Origin of the sequence: [Flexibacter] sp. ATCC 35208 (genome assembly GCF_001975825.1) — a bacterium.
In the GTDB taxonomy this organism is placed as follows: Bacteria; Bacteroidota; Bacteroidia; order Chitinophagales; family Chitinophagaceae; genus Chitinophaga.
In genome coordinates, this window is sequence record NZ_MTKN01000012.1 from 60200 (window position 1) to 81338 (window position 21139).

13 protein-coding genes are annotated in these 21139 nt (G+C 44.0%); 6 read left to right on the forward strand and 7 right to left on the reverse strand.

Going from position 1 to position 21139, the window contains the following annotated elements; genetic code table 11:
- Nucleotides 1-5: 5 nt before the first annotated feature.
- The 5 genes from BW716_RS09660 to BW716_RS09680 form a co-directional block, all read right to left on the reverse strand.
- Entirely contained in the window at nucleotides 6-1787 is a 1782-nt protein-coding gene (locus tag BW716_RS09660; RefSeq protein ID WP_083722331.1) for a RagB/SusD family nutrient uptake outer membrane protein, read from the reverse strand.
- A gap of 197 nt (nucleotides 1788-1984) precedes the next feature.
- A complete protein-coding gene (locus tag BW716_RS09665; RefSeq protein WP_083722332.1) occupies nucleotides 1985-2797 on the reverse strand; it encodes an alpha/beta hydrolase family protein in 813 nt (270 codons plus the stop codon).
- Between the two features lie 8 nt (nucleotides 2798-2805).
- Complete coding sequence (locus BW716_RS09670; protein WP_220388735.1) at nucleotides 2806-4194, reverse strand: SGNH/GDSL hydrolase family protein; 1389 nt, start codon at nucleotides 4192-4194, stop codon at nucleotides 2806-2808.
- 11 nt (nucleotides 4195-4205) lie between these two features.
- Nucleotides 4206-6449 (reverse strand): GH92 family glycosyl hydrolase, encoded by a 2244-nt coding sequence (locus tag BW716_RS09675; RefSeq protein WP_220388736.1) that lies wholly within the window; start codon nucleotides 6447-6449, stop codon nucleotides 4206-4208.
- Complete coding sequence (locus BW716_RS09680; protein ID WP_083722333.1) at nucleotides 6446-8686, reverse strand: glycoside hydrolase family 38 C-terminal domain-containing protein; 2241 nt, start codon at nucleotides 8684-8686, stop codon at nucleotides 6446-6448. The genes BW716_RS09675 and BW716_RS09680 overlap by 4 nt, the downstream gene beginning before the upstream one ends.
- 198 nt (nucleotides 8687-8884) lie before the next feature.
- On the opposite strand from BW716_RS09680, the gene BW716_RS09685 reads away from it, so the two are divergent.
- Nucleotides 8885-10738 carry a glycoside hydrolase family 2 protein gene (locus tag BW716_RS09685; RefSeq protein WP_083722334.1) on the forward strand — a complete coding sequence of 618 codons (1854 nt, stop codon included), beginning with the start codon at nucleotides 8885-8887 and terminating at the stop codon, nucleotides 10736-10738.
- A 51-nt stretch (nucleotides 10739-10789) separates the two neighbouring features.
- Entirely contained in the window at nucleotides 10790-11380 is a 591-nt protein-coding gene (locus BW716_RS09690) for a hypothetical protein (RefSeq protein WP_143708808.1), read from the forward strand.
- A 451-nt stretch (nucleotides 11381-11831) separates the two neighbouring features.
- Here BW716_RS09690 and BW716_RS09695 read toward each other — a convergent pair whose 3' ends face one another.
- Entirely contained in the window at nucleotides 11832-12914 is a 1083-nt protein-coding gene (locus tag BW716_RS09695) for a DUF695 domain-containing protein (protein ID WP_083722336.1), read from the reverse strand.
- Nucleotides 12915-13083: 169 nt separating this feature from the next.
- Here BW716_RS09695 and BW716_RS09700 point away from each other — a divergent pair, with 169 nt between their 5' ends.
- Both BW716_RS09700 and BW716_RS09705 read left to right on the forward strand, forming a co-directional pair.
- Complete coding sequence (locus tag BW716_RS09700; RefSeq protein WP_083722337.1) at nucleotides 13084-13956, forward strand: RimK family alpha-L-glutamate ligase; 873 nt, start codon at nucleotides 13084-13086, stop codon at nucleotides 13954-13956.
- A 155-nt stretch (nucleotides 13957-14111) separates the two neighbouring features.
- Nucleotides 14112-15614: a CotH kinase family protein gene (locus BW716_RS09705; protein ID WP_179091064.1), complete on the forward strand. Its 1503-nt coding sequence runs from the start codon at nucleotides 14112-14114 to the stop codon at nucleotides 15612-15614.
- Nucleotides 15615-15683: 69 nt separating this feature from the next.
- Here the strand turns inward: BW716_RS09705 and BW716_RS09710 are convergent, their stop codons facing one another.
- The gene (locus tag BW716_RS09710; protein WP_083722339.1) at nucleotides 15684-16388 is read right to left on the reverse strand and encodes a DUF4198 domain-containing protein; all 705 of its coding nucleotides are present in this window, start codon (nucleotides 16386-16388) and stop codon (nucleotides 15684-15686) included.
- A gap of 149 nt (nucleotides 16389-16537) precedes the next feature.
- Between BW716_RS09710 and BW716_RS09715 the strand changes: the two genes are divergently transcribed.
- Nucleotides 16538-17593: a FecR family protein gene (locus BW716_RS09715; RefSeq protein WP_083722340.1), complete on the forward strand. Its 1056-nt coding sequence runs from the start codon at nucleotides 16538-16540 to the stop codon at nucleotides 17591-17593.
- Nucleotides 17594-17787: 194 nt separating this feature from the next.
- Nucleotides 17788-21135 (forward strand): SusC/RagA family TonB-linked outer membrane protein, encoded by a 3348-nt coding sequence (locus tag BW716_RS09720; RefSeq protein WP_083722341.1) that lies wholly within the window; start codon nucleotides 17788-17790, stop codon nucleotides 21133-21135.
- Nucleotides 21136-21139: the final 4 nt, after the last annotated feature.

The following is a 21139-nucleotide window of genomic DNA, read 5'->3' on the forward strand; positions in this document are numbered from 1 at the left end:
AAGGATTAGTAGCCGGGATTTTGGACCAGTTCAGAAGATTTACCTGTTTCAGATAAAGGGAAAGGCCACAGGTACATTGCTGCGCGGAAGTTGTGTTTAGTTACATTGAATGGTTTGTAACTCACAGTTCCGTTATTCCTGTCTACTTCCATACCTGCTGATTGAATATTTTCTGTTTGCGGGGCAATCTTCCATCTTCTTACATCCCAGAAGCGATGCCCTTCATATGCCAGTTCTATACGTCTTTCATTTTGAATATAGGTTCTCATTTCAGACTGAGAAAGACCGGTAGGAAGCTGATAAGGATCTAAGCCTGCACGTTCACGGATCGCTTCTACAGCAGCGTATACATTGCCGGTAGGACCTTCGTATTCATTGGCAGCTTCTGCATAGTTGAGCAACATTTCAGCATAGCGCATCAATGGTTGTACCCTGTCGGAACCATGGTTGATGGTCGCTGCAATAGCTTCGGGATCCAGCATCTTATTATTATAATAACCGGTGAGTGTACCCTGGTGAACGGCATCCTGACCAGTAGAAACACCATTATAGTTGCCTACATAAATATTCACAGGTGCGGAACCGTTTGTCTGACCATTGCTGGTGCGTACGAGCAACACTGTCTGATCGTGGATGATGCTGTAATCCAGCCTGGGATCACGGTTCTTGTACGGATCATTCGGATCATAGCCGGAAGATGGATCGGTAATGAGTTTGCCATTCTTCATAGGGAAGGCATCCACCAAACCCTGGTAAGGGAAAGAGCCGGTACCATTGCTACCCCTGGATGGTGGCAGGAACATATTTTCAAAGTCACTGTTGCCGGTGGGGCGCATGAGCTGAAAAATGTATTCTGTGTTCACACGTTGAGGGAACAGGCCCTGGAAGCCATATCCGGGAGAGCTGGTCTGGTAATCGTTCTTAGTATTCAGTGTATAGGTACCTAAAGTAATCACTGCCAGAGCAGCTTCTTCTGCCAGTTTCCAGCGGTTGTTATCAGCAGTTGGATAACCTACCAATGATGGATCAACACTCACACCACCACCGGGACCTGCATCGGCAGGTAAGGTGGTGCCATTAAATAAAGGGCTGGCAGCGTACAGCAGCACCCTTGCTTTGAGGGCCAGGCAAGCACCTTTGGAGGCACGTCCATAGTTAAGGCCGGTTTGTGTGACAGGTAAAATATTGCCGGCAGCATCTAATTCAGAGAGGATGTAGTTGACACACGCTTCGTAGGTGCTCCTTTTTGCCACAATAGGCTTATCATAAGATAGCAAAGTATCGCCTACCAAAGGTACACCCGCATAGTGCTGTACGAGAATGGCGTAAAACCAGGCTCGCAGGAAGTGGGCTTCCGCAATCATCTGTGTTTTATAGGCCTGCCTTAAGGGGGCATTGTCTATATTCTTTAACAGCACATTGACAGCACGGATTTGAGAATAGCAGGTTTTGTAAGGCTCTTCGCCAATGATGCCCGAGTTAACAGTGCCGGTGGCGAACTGGGTAGCAGGTGTGGAGAATGCGTGTGAAGGTTCAGCTTCATCACAGGCAGCTTCTAAACCACCGCATACGATGTAGTTGTAGGAAAAGCGGCTAAGGCTCGCACTTAATCCTACGTTGGAGTAAATGTTGGCAAGAAATCCCACGGTTCTGGAACTATCGCCAAATACACTTTTTTCATCCAGGTTCGTGGTAGTAGTTGCTGTCAGGAATCCTTCCTTTCTGCAGGAAGAGTAGATGAGAGCTGCTGCCATTAGTATAAAAACGGGAATACAGCGTTTTATCATAAATGGACGTGATTTATTTGTATCAGAATATTAACGTGGTATAGTTTCTAAGGTTCAACATATTAAGTGGTTAAACCGATTTAGCACAATAAAAACGTGAAATCTTTCTTCCCCCCTTGTTCTTAATCCTGTTCTGGTTGATTGTTTGTCAGAGCACTAAAATACGATTGTTAAACCGGTTTAGCAAATTAAAAATGCTATTTTTCCCTTTGAAAATAATTATGAAAGAACAATGCCTGGTACTGGATGGAATTTGACCAATACTCCCATGTATGCCCACCCGGCCTCACGGTATAATCATGTGGAATATTCCTTTCCAGCAGTTTCTCATGGAGCTTTTCATTACAATTATGGAAAAAGTCTTCCGCGCCACAATCGATGGTCAGGTCCAGTAAGTTGGGAATCAGCAGGTGCACCATATTAATCACACTGTTTTTCTCCCAACGATCCGGGTAATCGCTATACTTACCCAACAATTTTTCCAGGTCCCAGTTGAGTGGAAATGGACGCAGGTCCACTCCCCCACTCATGCTTCCTGCCGCACCAAAAGTATTGGGGTGGCGAAAAGCCAGGAACAATGCGCCATGTCCTCCCATACTCAGACCGGTAATAGCCCGGCCTGAACGATTGGGAATAGTAGAATAGTGCTGGTCCATCCAGTTGACCAGCTCTGTTCCTACATAGGTTTCGTATTTGGAATCCTTCTTTATTTCACTGTCAAAGTACCAGCTGCCAAAGTCACCATCCGGACACACAATGATCATATGATACAGGTCTGTGAGCACGGCCAGCTCCGGATCCTTTTTAATCCAGTCGCCAAAGTTACCGCTATACCCATGCAACAGATACAATACAGGAAAATGGCGGCTGCTGTTATAATCAGCAGGTGTGATCACCACCGCCTTTATTTCCTTTTGCATAGACGAACTATAGGTTGTAATAGTATCTACTTTGGCCGCCAGCAGGCGCACCGAACTCAGTACAAAAAGTAATGATAAGATGTATCTCATAAATCGGCTTATCTGGCTGCAACAATGGCTACTTTGTGCAACTGAGGTTTATTGATTTCATAAATTTTATTGATCAGCACATCCTGCTCCTGCTGCCATACATCGCGTAATGCTTTGTAACGGGAGCGGGTGTAGTTGTCACGGTTACCGGCTACAAAGATGTTGCCCGCAGCAAATACATTCACTGAATCCATCGCGGCATTGCTATCTTTGAAGAGCATGCCTTTTCCTTTCAGGAAGTCGTAGTTCATCCACGCATACATTCTTGTTCTTCTTTCGATGTCCCAGCGTTCTTCGTTCATTTCACGGATCTGAATAGCCTGCTGGTATTCAGGCGTACGGGTGTTTTCTGCGAGATTGATACCGGCATTGAGTTCGCTGGCATCGTAGGTACCTACATTTTCACCATCCATGAGCAGGTTGTATTTACCGGCTTTCAGACCGCTCACCTGTAGTATTTCCTGATTGAATTCTTTGTCGAAAGGCACTACTTTCAATGCATCAGATTGTTTGTGCAGCTGGCCCCAGCCACGAGGAATGGTATCCAATGGATAAGGCAGTGACTGCGCCAGGTAACCAAAGCTCACACCATTGGCAGTTGTAGCTACACCACTTATCTGGCAATTGGTTTGTTGTTTTACCTGTTTTGTGCCGGCATCTACATGGATTACAGCTACAGGTTTGTTGTCCAGGCCCTGCGCTTTCAGGAACAGGTAAGCCATGACCATATGCCCGTCATTGTCAGGATGAATACGGTCACTGGGTGTCAGGCTAAAGGTAGAATCCTTTTGTTGTCCGCGTTGATTGATCGCCATCATCGGATGGTAAAAGTCAACGAACGGCCAGTTGTTCTTTTTGGCTGCCTGTTCCTGGAAAGCTACAATTTCAGTAAGGGCTTCGGTTTTATTAGGAAATCGATTTTTATCATTGAACTTAGCGGTGTAGTCATAAGGAGAACCACCGATGAGGATCTTTTTGATATCAGATCTTTGTTTCAATTTCTCTTCAATCTTTCCATAGTAATTGTAAGAATTAGCTATACGCTTTTGCATAGTATCCTTTCCATCAGCACGGTACCATTCGAAATAGCCTGAATCGTTCATGCCCCAGGTCAGGGTGAGCACGGTGGGTTTCTTCGATAATACATCATCGTCAAAACGTTCGTATATCTGCTGTGCCACATCGCCACCAATTCCGGCATTGACACAGGTAATGCGTCGCTCCGGGAAATGCGTCATGTAATACAACCAAATGTAGGAATGGTAATGTCCGCCATCTGTGATACTATTGCCAACGAAGACAACGCGGTCTCCTTTCTGGAAAGGTGCAGCTTGTTGTTGTGCTTTTGCCGTTACTGCGCCGGCAGCCATGAACAGAATCAGTAATTTCTTTCGCATGTGAAATTTAGTTATTTAGTGATACCCCATTGCTCATTGGGAGATGGGCCCATTACAAGTTCCAGTACGCCCCCTTTTACAATATCCTTGTAGTCGATGTGACATTGATTGAAAGGCTTACCATTCAGACGGGCGCTCTGTATATAAATATTCTCTGGTGAATTGTGAGTGGCTTTGATGGTGAAGTTGCCGATGACAGCTTTGTCAAATACAGGACTGGTGATCTCCTGACGGGTATCGCCGGGGCATACAGGGTGAATACCGATAGCGGCCAGTACATACCAGGCGGACATCTGTCCTACATCTTCATTACCTACCAGCCCTTCTACCCCATCGTGGTAAGCACGGCGGCAGATAGCGCGGGTCCATTTCTGGGTGAGCCATGGTTTATTCAATCTGTTGAAGAGGAAAGGTACATGATGCACAGGTTCGTTGGCGTGGTTGTAATAGTCATTCCACATCATATTCTCAGGTGTTTTCTCAAAGAATGATTCGAGGTCTTTTACGACTTTGACTCTGCCCCCCATGAGTGCGACCATGCCATCTACATCCTGTGGTACAAACCATCCCTGTTGATAAGGGTTGGCTTCGATGGCACCATACCATTGTTTTAATCTGCCTTCTTCAGGCCAGGGTAACCAGTTACCCTCCTTATCTTTGGGTCTGAACCATCCTTTTTCTTTGTCAAAGATGTTTTTGTAAGCACCGCCATCGGCTGAATATTTTTCACCTAACCAATTCGCCAGCTGCCCTACACACCAATCAGTATAGGCATATTCCAGTGTATAGGAAATGCTGAGATCACCGGGGGTATAACCCAGTTGACTATTACCAAAACGTTGCTGAGAGTTTACAGATAACTGGTAAGCATCTTTGACATTGTAATTGCGAATACCTTTTGCATAGGCATCAGTCATGACAGATATGGCAGGATTACCCAGCATACAACCGGAGTAAGCATTCAGTAGTTCCCAGCGTTCGAGATAGTCTTTGTTTTTCTCTTTTGCCAGGGTAACGAGAGAATTGATCAGGTCATTGATGAGAGATGGATTGATGATCGTCTGCAAAGGCATCTGACTTCGGAATACATCCCATCCGCTGAAAACAGAGCGTTTGTGAAAGGTGTTGCCAGTGTACACCTTGCCATCACCGCCTGTATATTTACCATCTACATCTTCTACAATACGGGGATCGATCATGGTATGATAGAGAGAGGTGTAGAATACTTTCTTTTCTTCGGTAGTACCACCGGATACTTTAATTTTAGAAAGGGCTTTGTCCCAACTGGCATGTGCACGATTTTTTACGCCATCAAAATTCCAGTTGGTGATTTCATGACGGAGGTTATTTTCAGCGCCTGCCATACTTACAAAAGAGATACCTGCTTTCATGAGGACCTGTTCCCCTGCTTTGGTATCGAATTCGGTATAGAAGCCGAGGTGTTTACCTTCTTTTTCTTTTATTTTTGGAAAGACCTGGGATTTGGCTACCTGTTGCAGATAACGATCGCTGGTTACATCTTCCAGTTTCCGGGTCCAGCTATCGGGGATATCGGCGCTCCAAACACCATAATTGCGGAGTGGCTTGCTGAAGACAGCGTAGAAATATACAGTATAATCAGCATGGCCTTCGCCATCGCCCCAGCCACCACCTGCAGGACTGCATTGCATCCAGCCGGTGATTGTGCTGTCGTTTACAACTTTAACATATTGTTTGGTAGCCGTACCTCCTACCCTACGGGCCAGATCGATCTGAATACGGGATTGGTTACTGGCGGGGAAAGTAAAGCGGAGCATACCACTATGTGGGGCTGCGGTCATCTCTGCCAGGATCTGGTTGTTGAGTTTTACTGAATAAAACCCCGCAGCAGCATTTTCAGTTGATTTGATATAATCATTACGGTAACCGTCTTTGCTGGTCTTTAAAGGTCCCAGAGTGGGCATTACGAGGAAATTACCGAGGTCTCCGTTCCAACCGATCCCACTCATCTGGGTAAAAGCAAACCCTTCGATGCTGGTATGCTCATAACTATAACCGGAACCGTTATCTCCACCTGTTATGGTATTGGGGCTAACCTGTACCATGCCATAAGGAGTGGTAGCGCCGGGGAAGGTCTTTCCCAGGCCATGATAAATACCTGCCGCACCCACGCTGGTACTGGCCCCGATAAATGGATTGACATAGTCAGCAGGCGTTTGAGCCATGGTCCTGCCGGCGATTAAAGAAAATATAAGTACGTGCCTGAGTTGCATCATTGTGGATTTATTGAAAGTGTACGAATAGCAAAACGAGGTAAATCTACTATTACCTGCTTATTGTTCATAATTGCTTTCGTTTTTCCGTTTGCTTTTGTTTTCCCATTTATTTTTACCAATGTGGCTCCTCCTATTTTCCTCTTTTCACCATTTAGTTCCAGCAGCGTAGCCCCTCCTATTTCCCTACTGAAACTCAGCCGTGCCTGACTCGCTTTAGCAGATGGATTATATAGCCTTACGATCAGGCGCCCATCTTTCCAGGTCATGGAGGTTACCTGTACAGGGGAGCCTTCCAGTGTGAAGATTGAGTTTTGATTGATCATTGGCTCATTCCATTGCATATTTTCAGCAGGAATATTGCCCTGTTCCCAATTACCTTTGTGTGGTACTATGGCGTAATGCACGGTGGTGGGACCATCTATGGTATAGTTCCGGCCCCATAACCCCATACCTGAATATTGAATATCAAGACCCAGAGGGAAATTACGGCCATGCGTATAGCTGGTAGTATGGTCTGTGAATAATGCCATACCATATTTACCATCAGTAATGTCTACCCAGTTCAGGATGATATTATTTTTAATGCTATCCCAGCTATTGAAGAAGGTATTTTCCAGCTGGCTTTCGGTTACATCGTATGGTGCATCTTTGGCTACATGCACGTTTTTTAAAGTAGATGGGAAAACGACCAGTAGTTTATTGCTGTCATTGTAGAAAGGCTTTTCCCGCATCTCCCATTTGTATTCTCCTTTTACGGGTTGGCCGATTCCGGTGTTTTCCTTCCAGTCCATATTTAAGACGAAATCAATCTTTGGATCACCGGATGTTAGTGTGATGGTTTGAGTAAAAGGGGTACCTGCAATCAGGCCTTTCATTTGCAAACCGTCTGGTAATTGGGTGACCCTAACAGGAGATTCCATGGAAGAATGACGGCCTCCTTTTTCATAGAAGTTGCCACGTAATTCATTGAAGCCATTTACAGCAAAAGACTTATTTATTTTTTTAGCTAACAATTCGGTAATCACTCCACCATGTACAGTATCTATGTTGATACGGTACATGTCATTCTCCAGCTGGTAACCGTTTTTGATAAGGGTGATGTGTGCATAGTCTTGTCTGGCAAAGGCCACGTCTACCAGACTATCACATATATGGTGTGTTTGTGTCGTCCAGTTATGTACCTTATCCGCCCAGGTATCGCCGGGTTGTCCATTATAAGGAACGATCCAGCAGTCATGATGTTCTGCCAGTAATAAGGTACGCCATGCCGTATCAAATGCCGCTTGTGGCCATTGCATTTTTCCTTCCCACACAGCCACGGCTAAAAGTTTTTCTGTTTGCAGGATCTTATTTTCAGCTGCACGCACCTGTTGTGCAATCCTTTGTGTTACCTGTGATCCCCATACGAGATTGACTAAGATATCTTCCTGCGATACTTTCCATTTGGTAGCGCTGTCTTTATTGACTACATGCTCAAAGTAATTACGCCAGGTGGTATAGTTCGCATTATTCCCGATAAAAGGACCACCCTTCCAACCTGCATCCTGCAAGGTCATACCAATAGGATGTAGTATACCATCATTATATGCACTATGCAGATAACCCGGACCATTATTCCAGGCAATGGTCTGCCAGGTAGATTGATTGGAAAGAGCTTCTATTGCATACCGGGGAGAAGTGAGGATCGTACTACCATCCGGCCCTGTCCAGTATACCTTTTCTCCGCCATGTGCACGGGTATAGCCGCCGAAACAGGTATTCGGATTCTTTAAAGAAGCATATTTAAACCCAAAGGAGGTGAGGATCTGTGGTAATGCACTGGTAAAGCAAGGTTCTTCGGATGAATAGGTAGTAAATTCAGCATTTGGGAAATACCTTTTGAGTATTTGTATCCCATACTGAAACTGCCTGATAATGCTTTCTCCGGAAACATTGTATAAATATCCCTGCGCATAAGTTGGATTGACATATTCAATCCGTCCTGCGTCGAAGAACTTTCTGAAGTCATTAAATGCCGGAGAATCAACCTGAATAGCGCGTAGCCACGTTTCCGGTTCAATTTCAATATTAATATTCCAGTCAGGATGGGCGGCCAGCTGATCGGCCATAAACCGGGTATTCCAGTCAGGATAATGCCCCCATACACCACCATGGTACCCATCGATATACCAGGCCTTCTGTGCAGAAGCAGATCCACATATAACCCATGCTAGTAATAGGAATAAGGTACTTTTCATAAACGTGAAATTCGCTAAACTGATTTAGCAAATAAAGAATAAAAGAAATTATCCAGCAATAGCATTAACATATTATTTTTATTATAATACCTATTAAACTATTTATTATATACTTGTAAAAGTAAACTAAACCGGTTTAGCAAATATTTTTTATTCTCAATCACAATCCATAATCTTTGCGGAAACATTTTACCACTTATGAAATCAATTGCATTGTTGCTATTATTCCATGTTACTGGTACAATACTCTATGGTCAGCAACTTACCTGGAAAATTAGTCCGCAAGCCGACACAAAGGCGCATGCAGCGGACATTGCCACAGCAGGATTCAACGACAACGACTGGGTGCCCGGCATCGTTCCCGGCACCGTATTCTATGCCTATGTGAAAGCTGGAAAAGAATCGGATCCCGATTATGCAGAAAACATTTACAAGGTGGACAAGGCAAAATATAACCGTCCTTTCTGGTACAGGACTGAGTTTGCCGCGCCCCGCCTGAAAAACAATCAGCGCTTATGGCTGAAATTCAATGGTATTAATAAGTATGCGACCATTTACCTGAATGGCAAATTGCTTGGCTCTTTACATGGCCACATGCAAAGGGGTATTTATGATGTCACAGATCTATTAAAAAGCAAAAATGCCATCGGGGTATTGATCGCGCCTCCCAAATGGGATCCTGATCACGATCATCCTTTGGCCAACTGGGAAAGCCCTACCTATATTTGTAGTGGTAGCTGGGACTGGATGCCGGCGGTGCCAGGGCTGAACAGCGGTATTACTGATACGGTGGCACTCACCGTCAGCGGACCAGTTACTATCTCTGATCCCTGGGTACGCGCGGTAATGCCGGATACCAATTCGGCTACCCTGCACATTGCCGCTCAGCTGACAAACTCCTCCCCTGTTGCAATCAGCGGTAAACTGAAGGCTGTGATCACACCGGGCAATATCACCATCAGTTCTACGCCTGTTACTTTAGCACCCGGCACCCATCAGGAAATTTCGTTGCCACAACAGCTGCTACAACATCCTCATCTCTGGTGGCCCAATGGTTATGGTGATCAGTTTCTCTATTCCTGCAAACTCTCTTTTGAAACAGCTACCACGGTTACACAAAACTTTGGTGTGCGGAAAGTGAGCAGCGATACTACGGCTTTGAATGGCCCCATGCGTCTATACATCAATAATGTACCTATTCTTGTAAAAGGTGGCAACTGGGGGATGTCTGACTATATGCTGAAGGTAAGAGACAAGGACTACGAACCACGCATCCGTATGCACCAGGACATGCACTTCAACATGATCCGTAACTGGACAGGCGAAGTTACCGACAATGCCTTCTATGAATACTGCGACAAATACGGTATTATGGTATGGGATGACTTCTGGCTGAATAATATCGGGGGGATTGATAGTCTGCAGATGTTTTCAGACAACGTAGTTGAAAAACTCAAAAAACTCCGGAACCATCCATCCATCGTCATCTGGTGTGGTGCAAACGAAGGTACACCTGGTAGCAATGCGCATGGTGATATCAGCAATGCCATCACCACTGCCATCAAACAATATGATGCAGATGATAAACTCTACCTGCCGCGTTCTAATGCAAGTGTAGACAATCCAAACTTCTCCATTCATGGTAGCAGCAAAGTGCTCTCTGGTAGCGGCATCTGGGCGAATGTAGCTCCTAAGGTTTATTTCACTGATCCACACAATGGTTATCTTTTCTCCAACAACAGCTGGGGGATGCGGAGTGAATTAGGTACAGCCACCTTTGTCAACGTGGAGAGCTTTAAAAAGTTTATGCCGAAAGAGTTCTGGGTAGCACCTACACCAGAAGCGGTAAATAGCAAGGATAATATGTGGGCCAGGCATTTCTTCTGCACAGACTTCGGCCTTGGTGGTGGGGCTGATCCGGTAAAATATATCAACGATATCAATCAGCAGTATGGACCTTCTCTATCTTTGGAAGACTTTTGTAAGAAAGCTCAATTGCTGAATCTTGAAACCATGAAGGCGATGTTCGAAGGCTGGAATGACCATATGTGAAAGGATGCATCTGGTATGCTCATCTGGATGAGTCAGTCTGCATATCCAACTATGATATGGCAAACATACGATTATTACTATGATCTGACAGGTGCATACTTTGGTGCTAAGTCTGCTTGTGAGCCAATACATGTACAATGGAACCCGGCAAGTAAAATCGTGAAGGTGATCAATAATAAGAACTATCCTTTGCAGGAGGTAACCGTAGAAGCCAGTATTTATAATACGGATGGCAAACAAATCGCTACTAAAAAAGCGACTGTAAAGGTAGCGCCAACGAATATCAGTGATGTATTCACCACTATGGAAGATACTACCGGCTTATCTTTCCTGCGGCTGAAATTATATGACCATGGAAAGTTATTGTCTGCGAATGAGTATATGGTAGGTGATTATACCTTATTAAATAAACTACCTTCTTCAAGTGTTATAATAACTAAAAAAGGTAATCGCACTTATACCATTAAGAATAACTCAACCCATACACCTGCTGTAGGTATCCGTCTCCAGCTAAAAGATAGTAAAGGTAACCAGATACTGCCAGCGATTATCAGTGATTCTTACTTCTCCTTAATGCAGGGTGAAGAAAAAGAGATAAAGACAGATGTAGATGGGCAATTAGTAGCTACGGCTTATAACTAAAAAAGCAGGATGCATCAAAAATAAATGAAACTCCTTAGAACTGCATAAATGGATACCTGGATTCATCAGGAGTCCGAATTAAAAGGAGCGCGTATCTTACTTTTGATACACGCTCCTTTTTTCCCGCATTGGTATTTAAAAAACTTCAAACTTAGTCCCGTTCCATTTATACAGGTGATCTGATACCGTATAATTGCCGGTAGCATAACTCTCTGTTGCATACTTCCTCAATGTATCAATCCCTGCTTTGTTATTACTCCCGGTGATAAAGATCAGGTCCCGGTTCGGAATCGCCACCACATAATCCCCACGGCTGGGTGTTTGGTTTTCAACGCCTCCAGATACGCATGCGCAAACTTGTCCTGACTCATCACATGACTTTTGGAGTTACAGGAAATAATCACTGATGCCAGCAGCATTATTACAGTTAAACGCATATGGTGTATTCTATTTATTCTAAATTCCAGTTTTCCAATCTGAAGACATCCAGGGATTGCCAATATTTATCCTTATAAACGTCCCATTCTATTTCCATTTTATTCTCATATTTATTGCTGATGGCATCGGCAGCCCTTGCCATTTCACGAAATTCACGGCTAACAAAGTAAATACTCCGGCTGTTACCTGCCGTTTCGCGACCAATATCCAGGAAATCATTGTCAGGTATCAGGGCTCTCACTTCCTCTTCTATTTCATCCATGAAAGTCAGCGTCTCATTCTCTGGCAGCCCATCACTCCCATTATATTTCATAATAAATTCCAGTATCCACGGATAAGAGGAAGGATGGGCGTATTGCATGGCACCTGTATTGATCACCAGCAACATGGGCATACCGTTATTATCCTCTCCTGATAACAGGGTATAATTGTCTTTGGCTTTATCATAAATGACCCCATCGTATTTTTCTACAAACTCCTTTTCCCGCCAGTCGATATAAGCTTTCAATTTATGAATGGGGATGAGTTCCTTCTCCGTGTCATCTTTTCCGGCTACTTCCACCGAGTCAATGACTGTGACGGACTTCAGCTCTCCCAGATAATTGTCCAAAAAGATGTATATGCCCATGAATATCTGCTCTCTATCCTCCGGAGTATACTGATCATGCACTACTGTTATACTAATCTTATCAGGATAAGCAGGATCTTCATTGGCATAAAAAAACAGGGAATTAAAGTCAAAGCTGAAACCGCCCATACCAATAGACTGGATTTCAGTAAGGAATGCCGGTTTGGATGCAATGAACGTCCACCCCGGGATAGCGGGTGCCGATGCTACCAGGTCTTCTACAAACGGAATGTTTTTAATCTTACCATCTGCTGTAAAAATCAGTTCAGCAGTCCCTTTATTCATGCCCGCCAGGAAGAAATAACCGTCCCTGACTTTCGCCAGCCTGTTGGCCAGCGGGTTAATAAACTGTCCCTGAATATCTTCTTCTTCTTGTAGTACCTTAAAAAAGTCCCGTTCGTGCTTTTTGAACCAACTCCAGAAATAAGCATTCGGACTGGGTTGCTTTAGAAAATCAAATAGTCCCATGGGGTCACGAATCTTTTAATTCAGGCGAAAGTTACTGTTTTGTCTTCAAAGTAACTACAGCGACAGTGAGCCAGCGTGAAACAGATAAAATTCTTAGCTTTGCAACGCATTAAAACATCGTGCCGAAAGGAGAACATACTGCATCGTTTTAATTATAACTGATACAAAGATGAAGATTGCATACATTACCTATGCGGGGGACATTAAATATTCCGGTGCCAATGGGTTTAATGAAAACAGTGACTTATTACCCTACTTACAAAATAAAGGCCTTGATATTGAAGCCACTATATGGGATGACCCTACGGTAGACTGGACAAAATATGATGTAGCTTTATTAAAAACGCCCTGGGATTACCACCAGAAAATAGATGTATTCAAGGCATGGCTGGATAAGATCGAATCATTGAATATCCGTCTCCTGAATGATTATAAGGTGGTTCGCTGGAACCTGGATAAGCATTACCTGAAAGAGATCATTGCGGATGGTTTTGATGTGATTCCTTCCGCATTTTTAGCGCAGGGCTGGCAGGGAGATCTATACCCTTTATTCGAAGCGTTAAAAACTGACACCATCATCATCAAACCCTGCGTAAGCGGTGGTTCTAAAAATACTATTGTGGTGCACAAAGATGAAGCGGCGGACTGCTATGACAAGGTGGTAGCTTTACTGACGGATGGTGATTACATTGTACAACCATTGATGAATGAAGTTCAGAATGGAGAATGGTCCTATACCTTCTTCAATGGTCAGTACAGCCATACTATTCTGAAAAAACCAAAAGCAGGCGACTTCAGGGTACAACAGATCTATGGCGGATCTATCGATCCCCTCTACCCTTCCGAAGAGGAAATCGCCCATGCAGCGACTTATGTAGCACAATATGCCAGGGATTGTCTGTATGCCCGTGTAGATGGATTGATGGTCAACGGTCATTTTGTGTTGATGGAACTGGAACTGATAGAGCCTTACCTGTATCTCTCCTATGGAGAAAATGCTGTTGAAAAGTACTATCAGGCTATTTTAGCACAGATAAACTAAGTCCTGCATGATTAGCAGACTTTCATAAATATTGGATTTTCAAATAATTACAGTAAATTCGCCCCCTAAGAATCCCAAATTACCATTTCCGAACTATTTACGCCATAACCTCCATCCACATGAAAAGACCACAGCTTTTACAAAAAAGGCATGTTATGCTATTCCTTATTCTGACTGCCAGTTATTCCTGTAAAAAAGAAATCATTGTCCAGACATTCTCGCAGGTCGCAGCAGCAAACAACTTCTACCGGTTCTGGTTTGACACCGCCCAAAACCAACTCTACCTGAATGACACGATCAATATGACCATCAGTGGAAATACGATCACAGGCAGAATCCCATATTATTCCAATCTAAGTAATTTAATTCCATCATTCGAGAGCGAGGGCGCCACCGTCACAGTCAATGACAGCCTGCAAACCAGCGGCGTTACTCCACAGAACTTTAAAAAGCCACTCACCTACACAATCACCAGTACTGACGGTGCTAAATCAAACTACACCGTCAACCTGGTTAACTTTACAGGATTACCTGTCATCAAAATTCAAACCGAAGCAGCTATCACCTCTAAAGATACTTATGTCAAAGGTTCGGTCACTATCGACGGTGCCGGCCAATACGCCGATCTTGGAGAAGCAAAAATGCAGATAAAGGGCCATGGCTGCACCACCTGGGGCAATCCCAAAAATCCCTACAAGATCAAATTCGACAGCAAGACTTCTGTACTCGGTGAACCTAAAGCAAAAGACTGGCTCCTGATCGCTAACTATTTTGACAAGACCATGCTACGCAATGCAACTGCCTATTACATGGGTCAATTGAGTAACCAGGACTGGACACCCCACGGCCACTTTGCAGAAGTATTCCTGAACGAAGTGTACATCGGCACCTATCAGGTCATGGAAAAGATCGAAGCAGGTACCAACCGGGTTAACGTAGGTGACAATGGTTATGTATTGGAAATAGACCAGCTGAACAGACTGGCGGCAGACGATATCTACTTCCAGACAATGGGCATGACCTGCACTATCAAAGATCCGGTTGTCACACCAGGCGATGCGAAATATAATTACATCCATCAGTTTGTGTACATGGCCGAAGTAGCACTCTACAGCCCTAACTTCACGGATTCTGTAGAAGGATACAACAAATACCTGGATGTAAACAGCTTTGTTGACTGGTACCTGGTAAATGAAATTACAAAGAACAATGATGCCATTTTTTATTCCAGTTGTTACATGAACCTGAAACCTGGTGGTAAATTAAAGATGGGACCTATCTGGGATTTCGACATTTCCCTTGGGAATGTATATTATAATAATAACCAGGACTACACTGGTTTCTGGATAAAGAATGCCATCTGGATCTCCCGGCTCTTTGAAGACCCCGCATTCGTAGACAAAGTAAAAGAGCGGTGGCTCTATTTTAAAGCAAAGGAAAATGATATTCTGGCCTTTATTAATAAGAATGCTACCGATCTGAAATGGTCCGTGATTGAGAACAACAACAAGTATAATACACTATACAATTACACCTTTCCGAACTATGCTATCTGGGGCTCGTACGATAATGAGGTGATTTACATGAAGACATGGCTACATAACAGAATGGCATGGCTGGATCAGGCTATTGCAGGCTTAGGTGCTTCGCCAAATTAAAATTTCCACAATTAAAAATGGTCTGGAAAAACTCCAGACCATTTCATTTATCAAACTGCTATGTATGATTTATTTCTTCACATTCACATTGTGGGTTACAATGTGCACGACTGATTTATAAGGTTTATCGTGGTGCGTACCTTCAGACTTCTCATTATAAGAAGCTTCCACCAGGTACTGTCCTGCCTGTAAAGGTGTAAAGTTAGCCACTCCATTTTGTCCGCTCTTTAACTCCTTCACCCAACCATCAGGAGAAATCACTTCTACCTTTGCATCTGCCAGAGGTGCTTTACCTTTATATATTGTCAATGGCACATTCCCAAAGCCTTTAGGCTCTTCGGCACCAGGTACGACAGACAGCAATGTACTGGCCGACAACTGAGAAGGACTCTCTTTACCAACAACTACAGTAGCAGTTGCATAGTATTCAATCTTCGTTTCTCCGTATATTGTTTCGACAGTATGACTGATAGCTAAGGTATAAGTACCTTCTGTAGCAGGGGTAAACTGACCGGCCAGACTTCTGCCGTCTGCTTTGAGGGAGATTTCCTCACGGGCGCCAGCAGGTGTGGTCACAAACAGTTTAACATCCTTCATATTGCTAAACCAGTTGCTGACTGAATCCCTTTCATTAGCGGCATATTCTCCCAGGAACACCCGTACGTCCTGCGCCTTATTCTTTGTGCCTTTCAAAGCGGTTTCAATCCATACAGCATGGGCGGATGCAAAAAATGCGCACAATAGCAGCGCAATACTGAGGGTAAGTTTCTTCATCTAGGTTGAAATTTTGCCGCAAAAATGAGGAAATCTACATAGACGAGATGCGCCAATCGGAAATTTTATTTACGCAAAACGAAATTTTTTTTTCAAAAACGGATATGACCTTTTCAATCCTTTCTTGTCTTTAACATATACCACCACAAATGAAGGAAAACAAACAACTGATCGAATTACTTGAAAAATATCAGGCGGGCACTATATCTGATGAAGAAAAAGCGATGCTGGAATCCTGGTATAATATGGAGGCGGCTAAACCATCTGCCCCTGTTGACGATGTGCAGGAGAGCCTGCAACGTATTGGGAACAGGCTTCCTTTACCAAAGAAGGTTAACATCTGGCCCCGGCTCGTTGCTGCTGCTGTTGCCATATTGTTTGCAGTCAGGATCTTATTCTTCCATACAGTCAACCCGGTAGAAAAGCCTTTGGTCAACCACATTGACACTATTCGTCCCGGTGGCAATCATGCCGTTCTGCAACTGGCCAGCGGGCGGCAAATAACGCTGAACAGCCAGCAACAGGGCATTGTGGTCAAAGGGAAACAGGTGATTTATAAGGATGGAAATGAGGTCACCAACACAAATATTGGCGTACAATACATGCAACTGATCACCCCCAAAGGTGGTCAATACCAGATCACCCTGCCGGATGGCACCCAGGTATGGCTTAATTCCGCCACTAAACTAAAGTATCCCGACCATTTTGAAGGGGAATACAGACAGGTGGAACTGGATGGTGAAGCCTACTTCGCAGTTGAAAAAGGCACACAACCCTTTATTGTAAAGAGCCGGCAACAGACAGTACAAGTACTGGGTACTGAATTTAATATTATGGCCTATGCAGATGAAAGCGCTATCCAGACTGCCCTGGTATCTGGTGCAGTCAAAGTAAACGAGACGCTGTTAAAACCAGGTTTTGAGGCTCATTTTTCACCTGAAGGCATACAGGTAGCACGATCTGATCTAAAAGTAGTGACAGCCTGGAAAAACGGCCTGTTTTACTTCAAAGATGCCAGTTTACAAACCGTCATGAACCAGCTGCAACGCTGGTACGATATAGAAGTGACTTACCAATCAGAACGAAAAGGAGATGAATTTAATGGACAAATACCGAGGGATAAACCACTGGGGAGGGTTTTGGAGATCTTAAAACTATCAGGAATCAACTTTAAAATGAATGGCCGGCAATTAATCGTATACTAATTAATTAACTACATGAAAATCGTATTTCGTCCACCGTGATAAATATTTTATTTATCTGATTTCTCGCGTACCACAACGAAGGAAAAGCTGGTAAGTGAAGCAACACTTACCAGCAGAAAACAATGCCTTGCTATCCCGCATGTCGATGGGCCGGATAGCAACTGGCTATGCTTTTATTAAAATCAACCAAAAGTATGCATTTTAATCTTGGGGCTAAAATCTTTATTAGCCGGAAATCGCTGTGTACCAGCATTTCAGTAATCCTGGTACTCATTTTTGTAAGTATTCAGTCCTATGCACAGGTCACTATCTCAGCCAAAAACATTCCTCTCGATCAGGCGTTTGATCAACTCAGCAATCAGACAGGCTATACTTTTTTTTACAATAACAAGGACATCCGCAAACTTGGAAAAGTAGATGTAGCATTCAAAAATGTAAGCCTGGAAACAGCTTTGGGACAACTTTTAAAAGGCATGCCGCTCAACTGGCATATTGTAGACAAAACAGTCGTGATCAGGGCCACGACCCCATCCAATGTACAGGATACTGTGCGGGAAATAACCGGTACGGTACGAAACCGGCTCAGTGAACCCCTGCCCCGTGTAAGCATCAGGGTACAGAATGAAGTATACCAGACTAGCAATGATGGAGAATTTAAAATTAAGATCACTAATGAGGATGCCCCCATCTCCTTTAGTTTTATTGGTTACCAACCTGCTGTATATAAAGCGGGACAGGCTAAAAACGGCAAACTCAATGTCGTACTCGAAGATGCCAAAATCGGTCTGAATGAAGTAGTGGTGAACGGTTATCAGGAAATACATCGCGACAACTACACAGGTACTGCTGTGGTGGTAAGTGGTGAAAAGCTGAAAGAACTGAGTCCGCAAAATCTGTTGCAGGGTATGCAGATGGTAGATCCTTCCTTTAAAATACTCAACAACAATTTCAATGGTTCTAATCCGAATAGTCTGCCAGTGATCAATGTAAGAGGATCATCTGCCCTGCCCACCGGTAGCGATGGCATACTCAGAAGGGATAACATCACCAGCTCTGTGAACCTGCCGGCCTTCATCCTGGATGGTTACGAAGTGAGTCTCGAAAAAGTATTTGATCTTGATATGAACCGCATTGCCTCCGTTACGTTGCTGAAAGATGCGGCAGCTACCGCCATCTATGGTTCCCGCGCGGCAAACGGGGTATTGGTCATTACGACCAAAGTACCTGCCAATGGGAAATTGCAGGTTACTTATAATCATGAAACCAATATCAATAGTCCGGACCTTACAGATTATCATGTATTGAATGCGACACAAAAACTACAGTACGAACAGCTGGCAGGCGTGTACGATGCCGGTCAGCAAAAAGTGCCACAGGATAACCTGGATGTTTTGTATTACGAGAAATTGAAAAATGTAGTCGGCGGTGTGAATACCTATTGGCTCTCACAACCACTGCGCACGGCCGTTGGCCAGAAGCATGGGGTATACCTGCAGGGTGGTGCCGAGAATTTCAGGTATGGCATCGACCTTCGCTATCAAACCAGACCCGGTGTGATGAAAGGCTCTTCCCGTGATCAGTATTCCGGCGGCATGAATTTTAGCTATAACCTCAGCAATAGAATTAAATTCCAGAATGAGCTGACCATTACACAGGTAAAGGCAAAAGAATCTCCCTATGGCAGTTTCTCAGATTATGTAAAAACCAACCCTTACTACCGCATTACAGATGATAACGGGAATATGCTCCGTGAACTGGAAACATGGAGTGACCGCAATGGTACAGGAGGCGCTTACCAATATGATTATGTGCTGAATCCATTGTACAACTCCACCCTTAGCAGTTTTAATAATAACAACTATAACGAGATCATTGACAACTTTGCTGCGGAGTTTGAAATTGCCAAAGGACTTCGCGTACGTGGTCAGATGAGTTTTACGAACAGACAAACCAATGGCGATAATTTTCTCTCCCCGCTGGCCAATGAATTTTATTTCTATGCGGCCTCTGAGACGGATCAGAAAGGTTCTTATACCAGTAGTAAAACAAAAGAAACTTATTGGGATGGAAACATTCGCCTGAACTATGTAAAGCAAATCCGCGAACATAGCATCAACCTTGTAGCAGGTGCGAATATCAGAACTGAATTTTCCGACTATTCTTCTTTTACGGCGATAGGCTTTCCCAATGATCGTTTTACCAGCGTAGGTTTTGCCAAAGGGTATGCAGAAGGTGCCCACCCCAGTAGCAATATAGAAAGGTCAAGATTGTTTGGCGACTTTATCAGTACGAACTACTCTTATAAAGACAGGTACCTGATGGATGCCACTGTGCGTACAGACGGTTCTTCTAAATTTGGTACGGACAACAGACTGGCACCTTTCTGGTCTTTGGGTGTAGGCTGGAACCTGCATAAGGAAGCCTGGTTCAGCAATCCTGCTATCAGCCAGTTAAGGCTTCGTTTTACAACAGGTCTTACCGGCTCTGTGCAATTCAGTCCTTATCTCTCCCGCACAACCTATACATATGATCAGGATAACTGGTACTCCTCCGGCATAGGCGCTACCGTTGATAATTACGGCAATAAAAACCTGGGATGGCAAAAAACACGCAGCACAGATTTCGGCTTCGATCTCGGTCTCTTCAATGACAGGATCTTCCTTTCTCCCCGTGTGTACTATAAACTTACAAAGGACCTATTGGCGGATATCAGTATCGCTCCTTCAACAGGTTTTAGTTCCTACAAAGAAAACCTGGGAGACATGGAGAATAAAGGGATTGAACTCAGTATGCGGGCTGTGGTGGTACAAAACAGGAATTGGGGTATAAATGTCTATGCTAACCTTGTACACAATACCAACAAGATCGTCCGCATTTCCAATTCACTGGAAGCCTATAACAACAAAGTTAACCAGGAACAGGAGAATAACAGCAATTATAAAGGGGTACCATTGCTCCGTTACAAAGAGGGGCAATCATATGATGCGATCTATGCTGTACGCTCACTGGGTATTGACCCGGAAAATGGGAAAGAGATATTTGTAAAACAGGATGGTACACTTACCTACCAATGGGATGCCCGTGATGTAAGGGTAGTTGGCGATGCCACCCCATTTGCACAAGGTTCATTTGGTGGTTCATTTCATTATAAGAAATTCATGATGAGTATCAACTTCCAGACAGAGTTCGGTGGAGACATGTACAACCAGACACTGGTAGACAGGGTAGAAAATGCCAATCCCCGGTACAATGTAGACAGTCGTGTATTTGCAGAGAAATGGAAGCAACCGGGAGATAAAACATTTTACAAAAGTATTTCAGACTGGGGACAGACACAGGTATCCTCCCGTTTTATTCAGCCAAACAACGTACTGTCTCTGCAATCTATCTATTGCTCTTATGACCTGCGTGTAGTAAAAAAAATGGTACGACTGGGAATGACGGCCAATGACATTTTGCGCTGGTCATCAGTAGAGCAGGAAAGAGGGATTGACTATCCCTTTGCGCGTAGCATCACCTTTTCATTACAAGCCCAATTCTGATTAT

Bases quoted from the DNA above. Each gene is read 5' to 3' on its own strand.
- BW716_RS09675 (WP_220388736.1), bottom strand. From the start codon at position 6,449: ATGATGCAACTCAGGCACGTACTTATATTTTCTTTAATCGCCGGCAGG.
- BW716_RS09715 (WP_083722340.1), top strand. From the start codon at position 16,538: ATGAAGGAAAACAAACAACTGATCGAATTACTTGAAAAATATCAGGCG.
- BW716_RS09720 (WP_083722341.1), top strand. From the start codon at position 17,788: ATGCATTTTAATCTTGGGGCTAAAATCTTTATTAGCCGGAAATCGCTG.
- BW716_RS09670 (WP_220388735.1), bottom strand. From the start codon at position 4,194: ATGCGAAAGAAATTACTGATTCTGTTCATGGCTGCCGGCGCAGTAACG.
- BW716_RS09680 (WP_083722333.1), bottom strand. From the start codon at position 8,686: ATGAAAAGTACCTTATTCCTATTACTAGCATGGGTTATATGTGGATCT.
- BW716_RS09660 (WP_083722331.1), bottom strand. From the start codon at position 1,787: ATGATAAAACGCTGTATTCCCGTTTTTATACTAATGGCAGCAGCTCTC.
- BW716_RS09700 (WP_083722337.1), top strand. From the start codon at position 13,084: ATGAAGATTGCATACATTACCTATGCGGGGGACATTAAATATTCCGGT.
- BW716_RS09705 (WP_179091064.1), top strand. From the start codon at position 14,112: ATGCTATTCCTTATTCTGACTGCCAGTTATTCCTGTAAAAAAGAAATC.
- BW716_RS09710 (WP_083722339.1), bottom strand. From the start codon at position 16,388: ATGAAGAAACTTACCCTCAGTATTGCGCTGCTATTGTGCGCATTTTTT.
- BW716_RS09685 (WP_083722334.1), top strand. From the start codon at position 8,885: ATGAAATCAATTGCATTGTTGCTATTATTCCATGTTACTGGTACAATA.
- BW716_RS09665 (WP_083722332.1), bottom strand. From the start codon at position 2,797: ATGAGATACATCTTATCATTACTTTTTGTACTGAGTTCGGTGCGCCTG.
- BW716_RS09695 (WP_083722336.1), bottom strand. From the start codon at position 12,914: ATGGGACTATTTGATTTTCTAAAGCAACCCAGTCCGAATGCTTATTTC.
- BW716_RS09690 (WP_143708808.1), top strand. From the start codon at position 10,790: ATGATATGGCAAACATACGATTATTACTATGATCTGACAGGTGCATAC.